Below are 17,290 nucleotides of genomic sequence, written 5' to 3' on the forward strand. Positions count from 1 at the left end.
GTCACGTCACACCTGTCTTCCAACAGGGAGTTGTTGCCTCGTGTCCGAACGGCTGTCCGCAACACGACGTCAAGTCCTGGCCCGTACCGGCGCGTCCGTCGCCGGGATCGCCTTCACCGGCGCCTTCTCCGAACTCTTCGCCGGTACGGCGGCCGCCCGCGGCCACGCCGGCTACGGCCCCCTCGTCCCCGACCCGGCCGGCCTGCTGGACCTGCCGGAAGGTTTCCGCTACACGGTGCTCTCCCGCGAGGGCACCCCGCTCCGCTCCGGCGAGGGCACGGTACCGGGCAACCACGACGGCATGGGCGCCTTCGCCGGCCGCCGCGGCCGCGTCCACCTCGTCCGCAACCACGAGAACCGCGCCTCCGCCCGCCTCGGCGTCCCCACCGTCCGGGGCCTGACCTACGACCCGGCGGCCAAGGGCGGCTGTACGGCGATCGAACTGGACGCCCACAACAACGTCCTCGGCGAACGCGTCGCCATAGCCGGCACCGCCGTCAACTGCTCGGGCGGGCTCACCCCCTGGGGTACCTGGCTCACCTGCGAGGAGACGGAGGACAAGGCCGGCACCAACGGCTACACCAAGGACCACGGCTTCGTCTTCGAGGTCCACCCCGCCGACCCGCTGCGCACCGGGGCCGTACCGCTCACCGCGATGGGCCGCTTTCAGCACGAGGCCATAGCCGTCGACCCGCGCACCGGGATCGTGTACGAGACCGAGGACGCCTTCCAGAGACCGTTCGGGCTCTTCTACCGCTTCCTGCCCGACCGACCGCTCGCCGGCACCGGTTCGCTGCGCGCGGGCGGCGTGCTGGAGGCCATGCGCGTGCCCGGCGTACCGGACCTGTCGGCCGTCCAGGAGACGGGCGCGACGTTCGAGGGCGTCGAGTGGGTCCCCGTACCCGACAGTCAGGCGCGCCAGACGCCCATCCGGCTCCAGGACTTCGGTCCCAAGGGCATCACCCACGCCCAGAAGCTGGAGGGCTGCTACTGGGGCGGGCGCTCGGTCTACTTCGTCTCCAGCTTCGCCCGCGCCGCCGAGGGCTCGGCCGCCGACCACTACGGCCAGGTGTGGAAGTACGAGCCGCACCGGCGCCGCCTCACGCTGGTCATCGTGTTCGGTCCCAGCACCGACATCCAGTTGCCGGGCGAGTCCCCCGACAACATCTGCCTGGCGCCCAGCGGCGGCCTGATGGTGTGCGAGGACGGCAACGGGGCGCAGCACGTGTACGGGCTCACCAAGCGGGGCGAGGTGTACGAGATGGCGCGCAACAGGCAGAACATCGGCACCCCGGAGGAGCCCGAGTGGGGCGAGTTCGCGGGCGCCGCCTTCTCCCCGGACGGGGAGACGATGTACGTCAACTGCTACACCCCGGGTACGACGTTCGCGGTGACCGGGCCGTGGCATTGAGACAGTGACGGGCGACGGCGTCTCCCGTGGGCGACGCCGTCGCGCTCACCAGGTGACGGGCAGGGCCTCCGGGCCGCGGATGAGCGTGCTGCGCCGCCAGGGGACCTTGTCGGCGGGGACCGCGAGGCGCAGCCCCGGCAGGCGGTCGATCACGGTGTCGATCAGCAGCTCGGTCTGCATCCGCGCGAGCAGCCCGCCCACGCAGTAGTGCGGCCCGTGCCCGAAGGCGAGGTGCGGGTTGGGGGTGCGGTCGACGTCGATCCGCTCCGGGTCGGGGAAGACGTCCGGGTCGCGGTTGGCGGCGAGGTACGAGACGTAGACGGGCTCTCCCGCGCTGATCCGTACCCCCCGGATCTCCACGTCCTCCAGGGCGATCCGGGCCAGGCCGACGGCGCTGCGGTGCGGGATGTAGCGCAGCAGCTCGTCGATGGCCCGCGGCCGGACGGACGGCTCGGTGCGGAGCCGTTCGAGGAGCTTCGGGCGGGTCAGCAGGAGGAAGAACATCTGGCCGGTGTTGGCGGTGACGGCCTCCCCGCCGATCTGGAGGGGGCCGGCCAGGCCGATCGCCTCGTCCTCGCTGATGTCGCCCCGGCCCACCGCCGCGCCCAGCAAGGAGATGACGTCCTCCTCCGTGCTGCCGTACCGCGACCGGATCGTCTCCGCGATCCAGCCGTACATGCCGTCCTTGGCCCGCGCACTGGCCTCGGCGCCGCCGGACGAGGAGACGATCTGCCGGGTCCAGGCGTGCACCCGTTCGCGGTCGGCGGCGGGTACGCCCATGACCTCGCTGACCACGGCGATGGGGAACGGTTCCAGGACCCGCTCGGTGAGGTCCGCCGGGGGGCCGTCGGCGAGCAGTTCGTCGACCATCTCGCCGAGCATGTCCTGGGCGCGCGAGCGCAGCCGTTCCACCCCGCGCACGGTGAACGCCGCCGCCACCGCGCCGCGCAGCCGGTTGTGGTCGGACTGGTCGGCGAAGGCCAGCGAGCCGCGCTTGGGCTTGAAGTGGGGGGCGAGCCGGGTGACCTGGCGGTCGACGACCGGCGCGCGGGCGAAGCGCGGGTCGTTGGTGACCATCCGGACGTCGTCGTACCGGGTGACCAGCCACGCCCAGCCCTCGCCGTGGGGCAGCTGGACGCGGCTGACCGGTCCTTCGCGCATCAGCTCGGCGAGCACCGGGTCGAACTCCGTCCCGGTGATGTCCAGCGCAGGCCAGTGCCGTACGGGCGGCGGACCCAGGATGGGCCGTGTCGCGGTGTCCTCGATCATGGGTCCGTCCGTCCCTTCGAGCGGTGGGGTTCCCCCTCACGATCACCCGGGCGGGGCCGGACATCGCGCTGGACTACTCCGGACGGAAGCGGCATGGACGTCCCCCATTGCGATGATCATATATTTTCCGCCTGTGACTACTTTTGTACGGAATGTGTCGGCCGTGGCTGCCTTGTGTGCCGTCCTCGCCGGCTGCGGCAGCTCCACCGGCACCCGCCCCGCCGCGCCGCCCGCGCAGCCGCCCGCCGTGGCGAGCCTCTCACCGGCCCGGGTGCCCGCCCGGATGCCGCCGACCATGGCGCCCGGCCCCGGCGGGCTCACGCCCGTGTTCGAACGGGGCCCCTCAGCCGGGGGTGACAAGACCGTGGCGCTCACCTTCGACGCCGACATGACGGCCGACCAGGGCCCCAGGGCCGCGCGCGGCGAGCGGTTCGACAACCCGGCCCTGATCGACACCCTCCGGCGCCTGAAGGTCGACGCCACCGTCTTCATGACCGGACGCTGGGCGGAGCAGTACCCCGGCCAGGCGCGGGCCATCGGCGACGACCCGCGCTTCGAGATCGCCAACCACTCCTACAGCCACCACGCCTTCAAGGCCCCCTGCTACGGGCTGCCCGCCCTCGACCGGCACGACATGGCGGCCGACGTACGCCGGGCCTTCGACGCGTTCCGCACGGCCGGGGTGCGCAACGTCGTGCCCTACTTCCGCTTCCCCGGCGGCTGTTACGACGACGACGCGCTGCGCGCGCTGGCCTCGGCCCGGGTGACGGCCGTGCAGTGGGACGTGGTCGGCGGCGACGCCTTCGCCACCGACGCCGACGCGGTCGCCGAACAGGTCCTGGCGGGCGTACGGCCGGGCTCGCTGGTGGTGCTGCACTGCACCCGCAGCGCCGCCCCCGTCACCGAGCAGGCCATCCGCCGCATCGTCCCGGAGCTGCGCGAGCGCGGCTACCGCTTCGTCAAGGTCTCGGAGCTGATGGCCGCCGCACGCGGCACGTAAACGCAGTTGCGCCGCGGTGCGCTCCACCCCCTACCGTCACGGGTACGACCTGACGAGGGGACACACCGTGCGTTACACACTGTTCGGCCGGACCGGTCTGCGCGTGAGCGAGCTGGCGCTGGGGGCCATGACCATGGGACACGGCGGCGACGACGCCATGAGCCGCCGCATCCTCGACGCGTACGCGGACGCGGGCGGCAACTTCGTCGACACGGCCGACAGCTACTCCGCCGGCGGCTCCGAGACCGTCCTCGGCACGCTGCTGGAGGGCCGCCGGGACCGGTTCGTCCTGGCCTCCAAGTACACCTGCGCCAGCCGCGAGGGCGATGTGAACTCCGGCGGCAACCACCGCAAGAACCTCGTGCAGTCGGTGGAGGAGAGCCTCACCCGGCTGCGCACCGACCGCCTGGACGTGCTGTGGGTGCACGCCCGGGACGAGTTCACCCCGGTCGAGGAGGTCATGCGCGCCCTGAACGATCTCGTACGCGCCGGAAAGGTGCTCTACCTCGGCGTGTCCGACTGGCCCGCCTGGGAGATCGCCCAGGCGAACACCCTCGCGGAGCTGCGCGGCTGGACCTGCTTCGCCGGTTCGCAGCTGCGCTACAACCTGCTGGAGCGCACGCCCGAGCGGGAGTTGCTGCCCCAGGCCCGCGGCTTCGACCAGACCGTCATGGCGTGGGCCCCGCTGGCCTCCGGCAAGCTCACCGGCAAGTACCGCCGTGGTGAGCCGGGCCGGCTGTCCGACGGCGTACGGGAGAACGACCGGGAGGCCGAGGTGATCACCACCGTCCTGGAGATCGCCGAGCAGGGCGGCTGGAGCCCGGCCCAGGTGGCGCTGGCCTGGCTGCGCGGCCGCCCCGGCAACATCGTCCCCCTCATCGGTGCCAGCCGCCCCGAGCAGCTCGCCGACAACCTCGCGTGCCTGGGCGTGGAGCTGGACGCCGGGGCCGTCGAGCGGCTCGACCGGGTGAGCGCGGTGCCGCTCGGCTTCCCGCACGACTTCCTGCGGGACCCCGGCGTCGTGCGCAACGTCCACGGCGACCGGCACGCGGACATCGACGACCGGCGCACCTGGCGCGCCTCCCGGTCAGTACGTCGCTAGCCGGAGCAGGCGGTGCGCTCCGCCTCCCGCCACTCGCAGACCGGGCACAGCGTGATGCCCTTCGTCGACTCCGGGTACTCGGTCGGCTCCTGGCACAGGACACACGCTGCGTACGGCGGCCCGCCCGGGGCCTCCGTCACGGCCGGCGTCTCGCAGTACGAATCGTCCCTCTCGTCCACGTCGCCCATGTCGTCCATGTCGTCCATGTATACGAGCGTACGCACTCCCGCACGGCCGGTGCCGCTCCACGGCTCAGCTCTGCTTCGCCTTCTCCGGGGTGAGCTCGCTGGGCCGTACGATCACGAAGCCCTCGCCCTGGAGCATCAGCTGCACGGCCTCGCCGGAGCCGCCGCGGATCATCGAGCCGAGGGACTGCGAGCGGTGCAGCGAGGTGTTCAGCTGGGCGCTCCAGCCGACGACGGCGTCGGTGTCGACGTACACCGGCTGGTGGGTGGTGACCGGGATGACCACGGGGTTGCCGTCGCAGATCACGGCGAGCTTGCCGTACCCGGTGAAGACGCTGTTGAAGAGGCCGCCACCGGTCATCCCGGCGCCCTTCACGGTCTTGATGTCGTACGAGAGGGTCGCGTCGAAGCACAGCACGTTGCGGCCGTTGACGGTGAGCGCGTCGCCCTGCTCGATGTCGACGATGAAGCAGTTCTGGGCCTCGTGCGCGAACCACGCCTCGCCCTGACCGCGGACGGCCATCAGCGGCAGGCCCTCGCCGGTGACGGCGCGCTTGAGCATGCCGCCCAGGCCCTGCCCCTTGCGCTCGAACTGGAGGTTGCCGCGGTAGGCGATCATCGATCCCTGCCGGGCGTGCATCTCACCGTTGACGGCGTACTTGACCGACTTCGCGTTCTGGAGGGTCATGCCGGGCACTGTCGCCTGCTGCGCCATGTTCTCGGACGCGAAAAGATCGCTTTTCATGCGGGCATCGTGTCCCGGAACGACCCGTTCCGCCAAGAACGGGACCGTGACCGGCTGGCAAACTGTCCCGATGAGCAGCAACGACGCACCCCAGTTCGTCCTCCCCCTGGTCGTACGGATGGAACGGGCGGAGCCCCCGGCCCGTACCGACGCCCTGGAGACCGCCGCGCGCGCGGTGCTCGTGATGCTGTCCGACGACCGGTCGCTCGGCGACGGCGAGTGGGCCGAGGCGATGCGCGCCTGGCAGGACGCGCGGATCCGCAAGGTGGTGCGCCGGGCGCGCGGCGCGGAGTGGCGCAAGGCCTGCCTGCTGCCGGGCATCACGGTCACGGGCGATGCCGCGGAGGTACGGGTCTTCCCGCCCGTCCCCCTCGACGGCTGGCCCAAGGAGCTGGCCAAGCTCCAGGTCTCGGGCACGGAACTGGACGACACCGCCGAACCGCCGCCGCCCGCGCCGGGTCAGGCGGTGCTGTGGCTCAACCCGGACCTGCGCATGTCGACCGGCAAGGAGATGGCCCAGGTGGGCCACGGCGCCCAGCTGCTGTGGTGGGCGATGCCGGACGCGGACCGCAAGGCCTGGCGGGAAGCCGGGTTCCCGCTCGCGGTCCGTACCGCCGACCCGGCCCGGTGGGCCGAACTGACCGCCTCGGGGCTGCCGTTGGTGCGTGACGCGGGCTTCACGGAGATCGCTCCGGGGTCGTGCACGGTGGTCTCCGAGTTTCCGCCGCGGGACGACTGAACGCTCCCGCGCGTGTATACGTACCTCCCAGTAATGCCATCAGGTTCGGGAGGCACCACCTTGTTGTTGCGACGCATCAACGGCACGGCACTCATCATCGCGGCCCTCGTCGTCACGGTCGGCGCGCTGGCGTTTCCGGTCTGGTCGTACGCCGACCGCTCCGGAACGGGGCAGGCCAACCTCAACGCGTCCACCGTGGCGACGCAGTGGGGACCGCTGTCGGCGACGGACCGTGACTTCCTGGTGAAGGTGCGGCTGGCGGGGCTGTGGGAGCTGCCGGCCGGGCAGCAGGCGATCGAGCGGGCGCCGAGCCAGGCCATCAAGGACGCGGGCGACCACCTCGTCGTCGGCCACACCGACCTCGACCAGCGGGCGCGTGACGTGGCGGCGAAGCTGGGCGTGGAGCTGCCGAACCAGCCGACGGAGCAGCAACAGGGCTGGCTGCGGGAGCTGTCGGCGGCGAGCGGCGAGGAGTACGAGCGGAAGTTCGCCAACCTGCTCCGCAACGCGCACGGCAAGGTCTTCGCGCTGGTCGCGCAGGTGCGGCACACCACGCGCAACACGCTGATACGGCAGCTGGCGAGCGACGCCAACCAGACGGTGCTGGACCACATCACGATGCTGGAGGCGACCGGCAAGGTCGACTTCGACGCGATCGCCGACGAGGCGGCGGGGAACGCGACGGCGAGCCCGTCCGGTCCGCCGGCGCCCAACGGCAACCTGCCGCCGGCGCCGTCACCGGCCGTGCCGACGGGGACGGACCAGTCGTTCACGTCCCGGCCCTCGACGCAGCCGGGTCCGCCGACGGCCATCAACACGACCCGCCCGTAACCTCACCCGTAACCTCAAATGTAGCTCTGAACAGCACCTCTTCTGGATTGGCCGCGCTCCGGCGGGGCCATCACCCCTCCGACCGACGCAGGAGGAGGGGGACGGACATGGTGAAGCCGGAACTGGGCATCGGGATCGGTTGGCGCCCGGAGATCGCGGAAGCGGTGGAGGCGCTGCCCGGGGTGGACTGGGTGGAGGTGGTCGCGGAGAACATCTGCGCCGGCCCGGGTGGGGGCCACCTCCCCGACTCGCTGCTGCGGCTGCGCGAGCGGGGCGTCACCGTCGTCCCGCACGGCGTGTCGCTGGGGCTGGGCGGCGCGGACCGGCCCGACGAGGGGCGGCTCGCGGAACTGGCGGCGAAGGCCTCGGCGCTGGGGGCGCCGCTGGTCACGGAGCACATCGCCTTCGTACGGGCCGGGGGGCCGCTCACCGCGTCGCCCGCGCTGGAGGCGGGCCACCTGCTTCCGGTGCCGCGTACGTGGGAGGCGCTGGACGTGCTGTGCGAAAACGTCCGTATCGCGCAGGACGCGCTGCCGGTGCCGCTGGCGCTGGAGAACATAGCGGCGCTGTTCGCCTGGCCGGGCGAGGAACTGACGGAGGGGCAGTTCCTGGCCGAGCTGGTGGAGCGTACCGGCGTCCGCCTCCTGATCGACGTGGCGAACCTGCACACCAACCACGTCAACCGGGGCGAGGACCCGGCGAAGGCGCTGGCGGAGCTGCCGGTCGAGGCGATCGCGTACGTCCACGTCGCAGGCGGCGTCGAACGGGACGGTGTCTGGCACGACAGCCACGCACACCCGGTCCCGCGCCCGGTCCTCGACATCCTGGCGGACCTCGCCTCCCGGGTCAGCCCGCCGGGCGTCCTGCTGGAGCGCGACGACGACTTCCCCCCGGCGGAGGAGCTGGCCGCCGAACTGGCCTCGATCCGCGCGACGCTGCGGCGGGCGGGCGCCGAGGCCCCGGCGCCCCCCGGCGCCCGCGAACCGTCGCCGGCGGCAGGCACCGGGGCCGAGACAAGCGCGGCGCCCATGACCGGCACGGGGGCGGCCACGAGCGCAAGGCCGGTCGCGGGCGCAGGGCCGGTCACGGGCGCCGGGGCCGCCACAGGCACGGGGCCGCCGGTCACGGGCGCGAGGCCGGCGGTACGGGCGGGTGCGGCGGCCGGGGGTGCCCGGCAGCGGGTGGGGATCACGCAGGCCGCGCTGCTGTCCGCGCTGGTGGCCGGGACGCCCGTGCCCGAGGGGTTCGATCACGCGCGGCTACGCGTACAGAGCCGGGCGCTGGCCGGCAAGCGGGCCGGGGTGGTGGCCAAGGTCGCGCCCGAGCTGCCGGAGATCCTCGGCGGCGGTTACCGTGCCGCGTTCCTCGCGTACGCCGCATCCCGCCCCATGCGCGGCGGCTACCGGCGCGACGCGCTCGACTTCGCGGAGCACCTGCTGATCGCCGGGCGGCCGGAGGATCCCGCCGCCCGCCGGAGGCTCACCCTGTGGTGGCGGGACCGCGCCGGAGCCCGCCCGCCCGGCCGGGCCGCCCGGCTGGTGCGCGCCGCCCGCGCCGCGCTGGTGGGGAGGCGCGCCGCGTGAACGTCCTCGCCCTCCTTCTGTACGTCGCCGTCGCCGTCTCGTCGGCCCTGCTCATCAACGGGGTGGCCGCCTCCCGTCGCGGCCCCGGCGGCTCCCTCCACCACCGAGTGGAGGCCGCGTTCCTGAACGGCGGGCCCGCCCGGGTCGTCGACTCCGCGCTCGCCGCACTCGCCGCGGACGGCCGCGTGGCCGTCGGCGGGCCGGGCATCGTGCACGTGGTACGCCCGGTCGGCCACGACCCCGTCGAGCGCGCCGTGCTGCACGAGCTCGCCGCCGCGCCCAGCGGCGCGCTGCACCTCGTACGGCTCACCGCCATGCGCAACCCCGCCGTGCAGGAGATCGGCGACCGGCTCGCCGCCCGCGGGCTGATCGTGCCGCGCCGCGCGGGGCGCACCTGGCGCCGGTGGGCCACCATCCAGGCAGGTGCCTGCTTCCTGCTCATCTTCGGCTCCATCGCCGCGACCGTCGCCGAGTACGCCACCGCCGAGTTCGGTGACATGCCGTTCCCCTTCGTCATCAAGGTGCTGCCTGCCCTGCTGGCCGGCCTGGTCATCGGGATGGTCTGCGGCGGCGTCAGCAGCCGCCGGGTCACCGGCGCGGGCCGCCGGGCCCTCGCCGCGTACCGCAGGGCCCACGCCCACCTGATCGAGCCGGGGGACCTGGTGGCGCTGCACGGACTGCGCGCGCTGCCCGACCCGGTGCTGCAGGGCCAACTGCTCGCGGCGGCGCGGATGTACGACCGGAGACGCGACGGAGGAGGCACTCAGCCGGACGAGCTGTTCGCGACCACGACGGTCACCGTGTGGTGCGCGAGCGCCGACACGGGCGGTTCGAGCTGCGGGGGCGGCGGTGGAGGCGGCGGGGGCGGCGGAGGCTCGGCCTGCAGCGGCGGGTCGAGCTGCGGAAGCGGCGGCGGAGGGGGCGGAGGCGGAGGCGGCGGCTCCAGCTGCGGCGGCGGAGGGGGCGGAGGCGGCGACTGATGGCGCCCGTAACCCACCAACGTACCAACTCGGCAAGGGAGTTGGGGGAGGGTCCGGCAACCGTCCCTTCGAGCGCCGCGCCGCCCGCTAGCGTGCGGCGCATCATGCGACCGCTCACCGGCACCGTCCTGGTCGTCGTCGCCCTGACGGCGACCATCGCCGCCCTCGTCTTCCCCGTCTGGTCCTACGCCGACCGCGCCGGCACACCCCCCGCCCGCCTGGCGGCCGGTTCCGTACCCACCCGGTGGGGCCCGCTGTCCGCCGCCGACCGCGACTTCGTCGTCCGCGTCCGGCTGACCGGCCTCTGGGCGCTGCCTGCCGCCCAGCAGGCCACCGGCCGCGCGCCCAGCCGCGCCGTCGAGGCCGCCGGGCGGCACCTGGCGACCGACCACACCTACCTCGGCGTCCGCGTCCGTGACGTCGCCGCCCGGCTCCGGCTGGCGCTGCCGAGCCGGCCCACCGCCGAGCAGCGGACCTGGCTCGACCGGTTGACGGAGGCGCAGGGACGCGCGTACGAGGAGCTGTTCGCCACCGTCCTGCGCCGGGACCACGGCACCCTCTTCTCCGTCGCCGCCGAGATCCGGGCCACCACCCGCAACACCCTCGTCCGGGCGCTCGCCGACGACGCCGTACGACTCCTCCTGGCCGACCTCAACGCCCTGGAAACGTCCGTATCGTGAAAACCCTGTGGCGCCGCACCCGCCGCTTCGCATAGAACTCGGGCATGTTCTGGGTGCCCTTCCTGCTGGTGACCTGGGCCGCGGCGGCCGTCAGCTGTGCGCGGCTGTGCCTGGCCGCCGTCGAGGCCGCCCAGCCGGTTCCCCCTGCCGCACAGGACGGTGACCGCGAACTGAACCTGTACGAGGCCGCGTTCCTGGCCGGCGGCCCGCAGCGGGTCACCGAGCTGACCCTGGTGTCGATGCACCGGCGGCGACGGCTGTGGCTCGCCCACACCGGCTGGGCGACGCTCGTCGACCCGGATCCGGAGGGGGCGGACGACCTGGAGCGTTCCGTGATCGGCGCGATCGGGCCCGAGGGGCAGTCGCGGATAGCGGCGGTACGCGCCGCGGCGTCGGCCGCCGACGCGGTACGGGCGCTCGCCGACCGGCTCGTCGCGGCGGGCCTCGCCGTGCCCGACGCCGCCCGGTCCGGCATCGTCGCCGCACTGCGGGCCGTGCGCCGCTCCGCCGCCCTGACCGTGGCGCTCGCGGCGGCCACCGTGCTGCTGCTGCCCGCCGGACACGCGCCGGACGCACGTGCCATGGCCTGGTTCGCGCTCCCGCTCGTCCTCACGCTCGGCTGCCTCGTCATCGCGCGCATCGAGGTCCACCCGTACACGCGGTGGGCCTCCCCCGCCGGGCAGAGCCTGCTGACGAAGGTGAGGGTGGGCCCGTGCGACCCGCTCGCCGCCGTCGCCATCGGCGGGGTCCGCGCCCTGGACGACCCGGCGCTGCGCGCGGCGCTCGCACCGGGGCAGCGGTAGGGACGCCTGAAAGGACGCGGGTGCGGCGCGCGTTCACGCGCGCCGCACCCGGAGCCGGACCCGGTGTCGCTGGAGCGGCGGGCGCGCGGGCCCGCCGTCTGATCTTCCGGGTCGGTGGGTGACGCGCGGGGGCGGTTCCCCCCGCACCGTCACCAGGTCGGTCAGGTCAGGGCCCTCAGGCGAGACCCGCGACCAGATCCGCGACCGACTTGCGCCGGCCGGTGTAGAACGGGACCTCCTCGCGGACGTGCATCCGCGCCTCGGAGCCGCGCAGGTGACGCATCAGGTCCACGATCCGGTACAGCTCGTCCGCCTCGAAGGCGAGGAGCCACTCGTAGTCGCCCAGCGAGAACGAGGCGACCGTGTTGGCGCGCACGTCCGGGAAGCCGCGGGCCATCTTGCCGTGGTCGGCGAGCATCCGCCGCCGGTCCTCGTCCGGCAGCAGGTACCAGTCGTAGGAGCGCACGAACGGATACACCGACACGTAGTCGCGCGGCGTCTCGTCGGCGAGGAAGGCCGGGATGTGGGACCGGTTGAACTCGGCGGGGCGGTGCAGCGCCATGTTGGACCACACCGGCTCCAGCGCGCGGCCCAGCTTGGTGCGGCGGAAGAGGTTGTACGCCTCCTGGAGCGCGTCCGAGGTCTCGGCGTGCCACCAGATCATCAGGTCGGCGTCGGCGCGCAGACCCGACACGTCGTACGTGCCACGGACGGTGATGTCCTTGGCGGCGAGCTGGTCGAACAGCTCCTGGACCTCGTCGGCGTAGCCGGTCCGGTCCTCGGGCAGGACGTCGCGCAGCTTGAAGACGGACCACAGGGTGTAGCGGATGACCTCGTTGAGGTCCTTCGCCTTCTTACCGGCGTTCGGGATCTTTTCGGGCGCACTCATAGGGCTATTCTCGCTCGTCACTCAGGGTGCCGTGCGCCAGGGTCGGCGTGGCGAGGATCTCGTCCGCCGCGCGCCACGCGCTCGCGATGGTCGCGGGGATGCCGACACCGTCATACACCGCCCCGCAGACGCGCAGGCGGGGGAGCTTGGCGACGGCGTCGCGGATGCGGGCGACCCGGGCGAGGTGGCCCACGGGGTACTGCGGCAGGCCGCCTATCCACCGGGTGACCTCTGTGGCGACGGGCCGGGCGGCCAGCCCGGTGGCGTCGGCGAGGTCCTTCAGGGATACGGAGACGAGGTCGGCGTCCTCGCGGTGCAGGTGCTCCTCCTCGCCGTACCGGCCGACGGAGGTGCGCAGCACGACGAGGTCCCCGGATCCCTCGTCGGTCCACTTCCACTTCTGGGAGGAGAACGTGGACGCCTTGATGGTGCGGCCGTCGACGGGCGGGACGAGGAACCCGGAGCCGGCGGGCAGAACGCCTGCCAGGTCGGAGCGCCGGAAGGCGAGGGTGACCAGGGCCATCGACGCGTACTCCACGGCGGCCAGCTCGGCGGCGGCGGCCGGGGACTCGGCGGCGAGCAGCTCGGAGGCGGACCAGGCGGGGGTCGCGACGATCACCGCGTCGGCGTGCAGGACCCGGTCGCCGGTACGGATGTCCCAGCCTCCCCGGGCCGCTCGGGTCAGGGCGTGGACGGGCGTGTCGGTGAGGACCTCGCCGCCCTGGGCGGTGATGGCGTCGGCGACGGCGCCGGGAAGCGTGCCGATGCCGCCCGCGATGCCCATGAAGGCGGGCCCGGTCTGCTGCTGGGCGCCCTGCTGGAGGGAGCGCACCGCCTCGGTGAGCGTGCCGTGGGCGCGGGCGGCCTCGAAGAGCTTGGGCACGGCGGCGCGCATCGAGATGGCGTACGCGTCGCCCGCGTACACCCCGCCGAGGAGCGGTTCGACGAGCCGGTCGACGACCTCTCGGCCGAGGCGGTCGGCGACATACCGGCCGACGGCGACGTCGTCCCCGAGGGCGGCGGGGTCGGCGGGGGGCAGGTCCCGCTCGTGCTCGATACGGGCGAGGCCCTCGGCGGTCAGGAGGCCCGCGACGGCGGCCGCGTCGCCGGGAACGCCCATGACGTGCCCCTTGGGCATCGGCCGGAGCGCGTCACGGGTCCAGACGGCGGCGCTGGTGGTGGCGGGCGGCTGGAGCCGGTCGCCGAGGCCGACGGCGCGGGCGAGGACGATCGCCTCGGGGCGGCGGGCGAGCATCGACTCGGCGCCGAGGTCGACGGGGGCGCCGGCGATCTCCCCGGCGTGGAGCTTGCCGCCGAGCCGGGTGGTGGCCTCCAGCAAGGTCACGCGCCGCCCGGCGGTGATCAGCCGGTGGGCGGCGGCGAGGCCCGCGATACCGCCGCCGATGACGACGACATGGCCGCTCTCGGGTGTGTCCCCAGTGTCCGCGTTCATGCCCCCTACTCTCTCAAACGCCTCTGACACACCGTTCCGAGTCCTGACCGTGACCGGTTCGTGAGCCGCTCACCGGCAACCGGTCCCCTCCCCCACACGTCCAACAGGCACACCATTCGCCATGTGGACCGGGGGGATCATGCGCGCACGTCGTCACAGATTCGCGGCCGTACTTCTGCTCACCGCCTCGCTCGCGCTCGCCGGGTGCGGCGCGTCGGGCGAGAACAGCGCCGCCGACCAGAAGGCCGTCGGCAGTCCGGAGGCGGACTCGGGGTACGCGGCGGACAAGCCGGCCGCCGGCGGCGCCAAGGCACGTCCGTCCGCGCCGCCGAAGCAACCCCAGCACGTGATCCGTACCGCGGAGCTCTCCGTCGAGGTCGAGGACGCCACGGCGGCACTGACGAAGGCCCGCTCGGTCGTCGGGACCTCGGGCGGGCATGTCGAGAACGAGACGACCGAGCGCGTCGACGACGACCACGTGACCTCGCGGATCGTGCTGCGCGTGCCGCAGTCGGCGTACGACTCGGTGCTGAAGGAGCTGGCCGGTACCGGCAAACTCCTCTCGCGCAAGGCGGACGCCAAGGACGTCACCGACCAGGTCGTCGACGTGGAGAGCCGGATCGCCACGCAGCGGGCGAGCGTCGCGCGGGTGCGGGAGCTGATGGACCGGGCGACGAAGCTGAGCGACGTGGTGACCCTGGAGGCGCAGCTCAGCAGCCGTCAGGCGGACCTGGAGTCGCTGCTGGCCCAGCAGGCGGCCCTGAAGGACCGTACGTCGATGGCGACGATCACGCTGAACCTCAGCGAGCCGGAGAAACCGGCCGAGGAGCCGGCCGACGACGGCCCGGGCTTCGGGGACGCGCTGAGCGGCGGCTGGAACGCGCTGGTGACGACCGCGAAGTGGGTGGGGATCGTGCTGCTCGCGGTGGCGCCGTGGGCGGTGGTGTTCCTCGTGGCGTACGCCGTGTGGCGGTGGCTGGTGCGGCCGTGGATGGCGAGGCGTACGGCCTTCCCGGACGCCACGGACGTCAGGGACTCGGACACCGCCTCGTCGTAGCGTGTCCCGCATGGGACAGCTGGGACGAGAACGACTGGTGATCATCGGCGGGGACGCGGCGGGCATGTCCGCCGCGTCGCAGGCCCGGCGGCTGAAGGGCCCGGACGAGCTGGAGATCCTCGCGTTCGAGCGCGGGCACTTCACCTCGTACTCGGCGTGCGGGATTCCGTACTGGGTCGGCGGTGACGTCGACGGGCCGGAGCGGCTCATCGCGCGTACGCCCGAGGCGCACCGGGAGCGCGGTATCGACCTGCGGCTGCGGACGGAGGTGACCGAACTCGACGTGGACGGCGGCCGGGTGCGCACCCGGGACGCGGAGTCGGGCGCCGAGGAGTGGACGGGCTACGACAAGCTGGTGATCGCGACCGGCGCCCGCCCGGTGCGGCCGCCGCTGCCGGGCATCGACGCGGCGGGCGTCCACGGGGTGCAGACCCTGGACGACGGGCAGGCGCTGCTGTCCACGCTGACCGCGCTGAACGGCACGCCAGGGCGGCGCGCGGTGGTCGTCGGCGCCGGGTACATCGGCGTGGAGATGGCGGAGGCGCTGCTGAAGCGCGGCTACGAGGTGACCGTCCTCAACCGGGGCGAACAGCCGATGTCGACGCTCGACCCGGACATGGGGCGGCTGGTGCACGAGGCGATGGACGGCCTCGGCATCACCACGGTCGGCGGCGCGGAGGTCACCAAGATCCTCACCGGTGGCGACGGGCGGGTACGGGCGGTGGCGACGGAGGACGCCGAGTACCCGGCCGATGTGGTCGTGCTGGGCCTGGGCGTGGAACCCGAGACGACCCTGGCGCGCGCGGCGGGGCTGCCGCTCGGCGCGTACGGCGGGCTGCTCACCGACCTGTCGATGCGGGTGCGCGGCCGGGAGAACGTCTGGGCCGGCGGCGACTGCGTCGAGGTGCTGGACCTGGTCTCCGGCCGCGAGCGGCACATGCCGCTGGGCACGCACGCCAACAAGCACGGCCAGGTCATCGGCGCCAACGTGGGCGGCGGGTACGGCACGTTCCCGGGCGTGGTCGGTACAGCGGTCAGCAAGGTCTGCTCGCTGGAGATCGCCCGCACGGGCCTGCGCGAGCGGGACGCTCTCGCCGTGGGGCTCCGGTTCGTCACGGTGACGGTCGAGTCGACGAGCCGCGCCGGGTACTACCCGGGCGCGGCGCCGATGACGGTCAAGATGCTCGCCGAGCGCCGTACGGGCCGGCTGCTGGGCTGCCAGATCGTGGGCCGCGAGGGCGCGGCGAAGCGGGTGGACATCGCGGCGGTGGCCCTGACTGCCGGGATGACGGTCGAGCAGATCACCGCCCTGGACCTGGGCTACGCCCCGCCGTTCTCCCCGGTCTGGGACCCGGTCCAGGTGGCTGCCCGCAAGGCCGTGACGGCGGTGCGGGCAGCCGGCTGAGGTCAGCGCGCGGTCTGGGTGTGGACGTACTCGACCAGGCGGGTCAGGGCGTCCGGGTGGGTGGTCGGCAGGACGCCGTGGCCGAGGTTGAAGACATGGCCCTCCAGCCCGGCGGCGGCGTCCAGGACCTCGCGGGTCTTGGTCTCGACCGCCTCGGGGGTGGAGAAGAGGACGGCCGGGTCGAGGTTGCCCTGCAGCGCCTTGCCGGGGCCCACCCGGCGGGCGGCCTCGTCCAGCGGGACGCGCCAGTCGACGCCCACCACGTCGGCGCCCGCCTCGCCCATCAGGCCGAGCAGCTCGCCCGTGCCGACACCGAAGTGGATGCGCGGTACGCCGTACCCCTCGACCGCCCGGAACACCTTCGCCGAGGCCGGCATGACCGAGCGGCGGTAGTCGGCCGGGGCGAGGGCGCCGACCCAGGAGTCGAAGACCTGGATCGCGGAGGCGCCGGCCTCGATCTGGACCTTCAGGAAGGCGGCGGTGATGTCGGCCAGGCGGTCCAGCAGGTCGGCCCACAGCTCGGGGTCGCCGTACATCAGGGCCTTGGTGTGCTCGTGGTTGCGCGACGGGCCGCCCTCGACGAGGTAGCTCGCGAGGGTGAAGGGCGCGCCGGCGAAGCCGATCAGCGGGGTGGTGCCGAGTTCGCCGGTCAGCATGCCGATCGCCTCAGTGACGTACCGGACGTCGTCGGGCGTGAGGGCGCGTAGCCGGTCGAGGTCGGCGCGGCGGCGGATCGGTTCGGCGACGACGGGGCCGACGCCCGGCTTGATGTCGAGGTCGATGCCGATGGCCTTCAGCGGGACGACGATGTCGCTGAAGAAGATCGCGGCGTCGACCTTGTGCCGCCGTACCGGCTGCAGGGTGATCTCGGTGACCAGCTCGGGCCGCATGCACGACTCGAGCATGGGGATGCCTTCCCGGACCTTCAGGTACTCGGGCAGCGACCGTCCCGCCTGCCGCATGAACCACACGGGCGTGTGCGGCACGGGCTCGCGCCTGCACGCTTTCAGGAACGCGGAGTCGTAGGTCTTCGTCTGCTGGCCCGAAGGGCTGTCAATGGCACTCACGCCCCGAATCTTCGCATGTGCGGCCAAGCGGCTCGCGTGGTGAGGGTGTCCCTCCCTGCGCGAGGCCGTCCTTCCGCCTACTCTTCCCCGC

Annotated in this window: 17 protein-coding genes; 11 read left to right on the forward strand and 6 right to left on the reverse strand. The window is 73.4% G+C overall.

From position 1 onward, the window contains the following. Nucleotides 1-52 precede the first annotated feature (52 nt). Nucleotides 53-1,411, forward strand: coding sequence for an alkaline phosphatase PhoX (locus AMK26_RS15310; RefSeq protein WP_198944084.1), 1,359 nt, complete (start codon nucleotides 53-55; stop codon nucleotides 1,409-1,411). 45 nt (nucleotides 1,412-1,456) lie between these two features. Here AMK26_RS15310 and AMK26_RS15315 read toward each other — a convergent pair whose 3' ends face one another. After that, on the reverse strand, nucleotides 1,457-2,680 hold the full coding sequence (locus AMK26_RS15315; RefSeq protein ID WP_073755172.1) for a cytochrome P450: 1,224 nt from the start codon (nucleotides 2,678-2,680) through the stop codon (nucleotides 1,457-1,459). A 112-nt stretch (nucleotides 2,681-2,792) separates the two neighbouring features. Here AMK26_RS15315 and AMK26_RS15320 point away from each other — a divergent pair, with 112 nt between their 5' ends. Both AMK26_RS15320 and AMK26_RS15325 read left to right on the forward strand, forming a co-directional pair. Beyond that, on the forward strand, nucleotides 2,793-3,680 hold the full coding sequence (locus AMK26_RS15320) for a polysaccharide deacetylase family protein (protein ID WP_079277597.1): 888 nt from the start codon (nucleotides 2,793-2,795) through the stop codon (nucleotides 3,678-3,680). Between the two features lie 67 nt (nucleotides 3,681-3,747). Continuing rightward, the gene (locus AMK26_RS15325) at nucleotides 3,748-4,782 is read left to right on the forward strand and encodes an aldo/keto reductase (RefSeq protein WP_073755174.1); all 1,035 of its coding nucleotides are present in this window, start codon (nucleotides 3,748-3,750) and stop codon (nucleotides 4,780-4,782) included. Here the strand turns inward: AMK26_RS15325 and AMK26_RS15330 are convergent. Together AMK26_RS15330 and AMK26_RS15335 are read right to left on the reverse strand one after the other, a co-directional pair. Further along, complete coding sequence (locus AMK26_RS15330; RefSeq protein WP_073755525.1) at nucleotides 4,779-4,979, reverse strand: hypothetical protein; 201 nt, start codon at nucleotides 4,977-4,979, stop codon at nucleotides 4,779-4,781. The two genes, AMK26_RS15325 and AMK26_RS15330, sit on opposite strands and share 4 nt — an antisense overlap. A 55-nt stretch (nucleotides 4,980-5,034) precedes the next feature. Next, the gene (locus tag AMK26_RS15335) at nucleotides 5,035-5,712 is read right to left on the reverse strand and encodes an AIM24 family protein (protein ID WP_073755175.1); all 678 of its coding nucleotides are present in this window, start codon (nucleotides 5,710-5,712) and stop codon (nucleotides 5,035-5,037) included. A gap of 70 nt (nucleotides 5,713-5,782) precedes the next feature. Here AMK26_RS15335 and AMK26_RS15340 point away from each other — a divergent pair, with 70 nt between their 5' ends. The 6 genes from AMK26_RS15340 to AMK26_RS15365 all read left to right on the forward strand — a co-directional run bounded on the left by AMK26_RS15340 (nucleotide 5,783) and on the right by AMK26_RS15365 (nucleotide 11,328). Beyond that, nucleotides 5,783-6,451, forward strand: a complete 669-nt coding sequence (locus AMK26_RS15340; RefSeq protein ID WP_241837906.1) for a peptidyl-tRNA hydrolase — start codon at nucleotides 5,783-5,785, stop codon at nucleotides 6,449-6,451. 66 nt (nucleotides 6,452-6,517) lie between these two features. Next, on the forward strand, nucleotides 6,518-7,282 hold the full coding sequence (locus AMK26_RS15345) for a DUF4142 domain-containing protein (RefSeq protein ID WP_179166825.1): 765 nt from the start codon (nucleotides 6,518-6,520) through the stop codon (nucleotides 7,280-7,282). A 107-nt stretch (nucleotides 7,283-7,389) separates the two neighbouring features. Continuing rightward, the gene (locus tag AMK26_RS15350) at nucleotides 7,390-8,865 is read left to right on the forward strand and encodes a DUF692 domain-containing protein (RefSeq protein ID WP_073755178.1); all 1,476 of its coding nucleotides are present in this window, start codon (nucleotides 7,390-7,392) and stop codon (nucleotides 8,863-8,865) included. After that, nucleotides 8,862-9,845: a TIGR04222 domain-containing membrane protein gene (locus tag AMK26_RS15355; RefSeq protein WP_241837907.1), complete on the forward strand. Its 984-nt coding sequence runs from the start codon at nucleotides 8,862-8,864 to the stop codon at nucleotides 9,843-9,845. The genes AMK26_RS15350 and AMK26_RS15355 overlap by 4 nt, the downstream gene beginning before the upstream one ends. A gap of 104 nt (nucleotides 9,846-9,949) precedes the next feature. After that, nucleotides 9,950-10,525 (forward strand): DUF4142 domain-containing protein, encoded by a 576-nt coding sequence (locus AMK26_RS15360; protein ID WP_073755179.1) that lies wholly within the window; start codon nucleotides 9,950-9,952, stop codon nucleotides 10,523-10,525. Between the two features lie 44 nt (nucleotides 10,526-10,569). Beyond that, the gene (locus AMK26_RS15365; RefSeq protein WP_073755180.1) at nucleotides 10,570-11,328 is read left to right on the forward strand and encodes a TIGR04222 domain-containing membrane protein; all 759 of its coding nucleotides are present in this window, start codon (nucleotides 10,570-10,572) and stop codon (nucleotides 11,326-11,328) included. A 175-nt stretch (nucleotides 11,329-11,503) separates the two neighbouring features. On the opposite strand, the gene hemQ is transcribed toward AMK26_RS15365, so the two are convergent. Then, on the reverse strand, nucleotides 11,504-12,217 hold the full coding sequence (gene hemQ / locus AMK26_RS15370) for a hydrogen peroxide-dependent heme synthase (protein ID WP_073755181.1): 714 nt from the start codon (nucleotides 12,215-12,217) through the stop codon (nucleotides 11,504-11,506). Between the two features lie 4 nt (nucleotides 12,218-12,221). Continuing rightward, nucleotides 12,222-13,670 carry a protoporphyrinogen oxidase gene (gene hemG, locus AMK26_RS15375; protein WP_073755182.1) on the reverse strand — a complete coding sequence of 483 codons (1,449 nt, stop codon included), beginning with the start codon at nucleotides 13,668-13,670 and terminating at the stop codon, nucleotides 12,222-12,224. Nucleotides 13,671-13,809: 139 nt separating this feature from the next. On the opposite strand from hemG, the gene AMK26_RS15380 reads away from it, so the two are divergent. Together AMK26_RS15380 and AMK26_RS15385 are read left to right on the forward strand one after the other, a co-directional pair. Beyond that, entirely contained in the window at nucleotides 13,810-14,727 is a 918-nt protein-coding gene (locus AMK26_RS15380) for a DUF4349 domain-containing protein (RefSeq protein ID WP_073755183.1), read from the forward strand. A 10-nt stretch (nucleotides 14,728-14,737) separates the two neighbouring features. After that, entirely contained in the window at nucleotides 14,738-16,132 is a 1,395-nt protein-coding gene (locus tag AMK26_RS15385) for an FAD-dependent oxidoreductase (RefSeq protein WP_073755527.1), read from the forward strand. Between the two features lie 2 nt (nucleotides 16,133-16,134). Here AMK26_RS15385 and hemE read toward each other — a convergent pair whose 3' ends face one another. Next, entirely contained in the window at nucleotides 16,135-17,199 is a 1,065-nt protein-coding gene (gene hemE, locus AMK26_RS15390) for a uroporphyrinogen decarboxylase (protein ID WP_073755184.1), read from the reverse strand. Nucleotides 17,200-17,290: the final 91 nt, after the last annotated feature.

Origin of the sequence: Streptomyces sp. CB03234 (genome assembly GCF_001905885.1) — a bacterium.
In the GTDB taxonomy this organism is placed as follows: domain Bacteria; phylum Actinomycetota; class Actinomycetes; order Streptomycetales; family Streptomycetaceae; genus Streptomyces.

Bases quoted from the DNA above. Each gene is read 5' to 3' on its own strand.
- hemQ (WP_073755181.1), bottom strand. From the start codon at position 12,217: ATGAGTGCGCCCGAAAAGATCCCGAACGCCGGTAAGAAGGCGAAGGAC.
- AMK26_RS15340 (WP_241837906.1), top strand. From the start codon at position 5,783: ATGAGCAGCAACGACGCACCCCAGTTCGTCCTCCCCCTGGTCGTACGG.
- AMK26_RS15315 (WP_073755172.1), bottom strand. From the start codon at position 2,680: ATGATCGAGGACACCGCGACACGGCCCATCCTGGGTCCGCCGCCCGTA.
- AMK26_RS15385 (WP_073755527.1), top strand. From the start codon at position 14,738: ATGGGACAGCTGGGACGAGAACGACTGGTGATCATCGGCGGGGACGCG.
- AMK26_RS15330 (WP_073755525.1), bottom strand. From the start codon at position 4,979: ATGGACGACATGGGCGACGTGGACGAGAGGGACGATTCGTACTGCGAG.
- AMK26_RS15365 (WP_073755180.1), top strand. From the start codon at position 10,570: ATGTTCTGGGTGCCCTTCCTGCTGGTGACCTGGGCCGCGGCGGCCGTC.
- hemG (WP_073755182.1), bottom strand. From the start codon at position 13,670: ATGAACGCGGACACTGGGGACACACCCGAGAGCGGCCATGTCGTCGTC.
- AMK26_RS15360 (WP_073755179.1), top strand. From the start codon at position 9,950: ATGCGACCGCTCACCGGCACCGTCCTGGTCGTCGTCGCCCTGACGGCG.
- AMK26_RS15335 (WP_073755175.1), bottom strand. From the start codon at position 5,712: ATGAAAAGCGATCTTTTCGCGTCCGAGAACATGGCGCAGCAGGCGACA.
- AMK26_RS15350 (WP_073755178.1), top strand. From the start codon at position 7,390: ATGGTGAAGCCGGAACTGGGCATCGGGATCGGTTGGCGCCCGGAGATC.
- AMK26_RS15380 (WP_073755183.1), top strand. From the start codon at position 13,810: ATGCGCGCACGTCGTCACAGATTCGCGGCCGTACTTCTGCTCACCGCC.
- AMK26_RS15320 (WP_079277597.1), top strand. From the start codon at position 2,793: ATGATCATATATTTTCCGCCTGTGACTACTTTTGTACGGAATGTGTCG.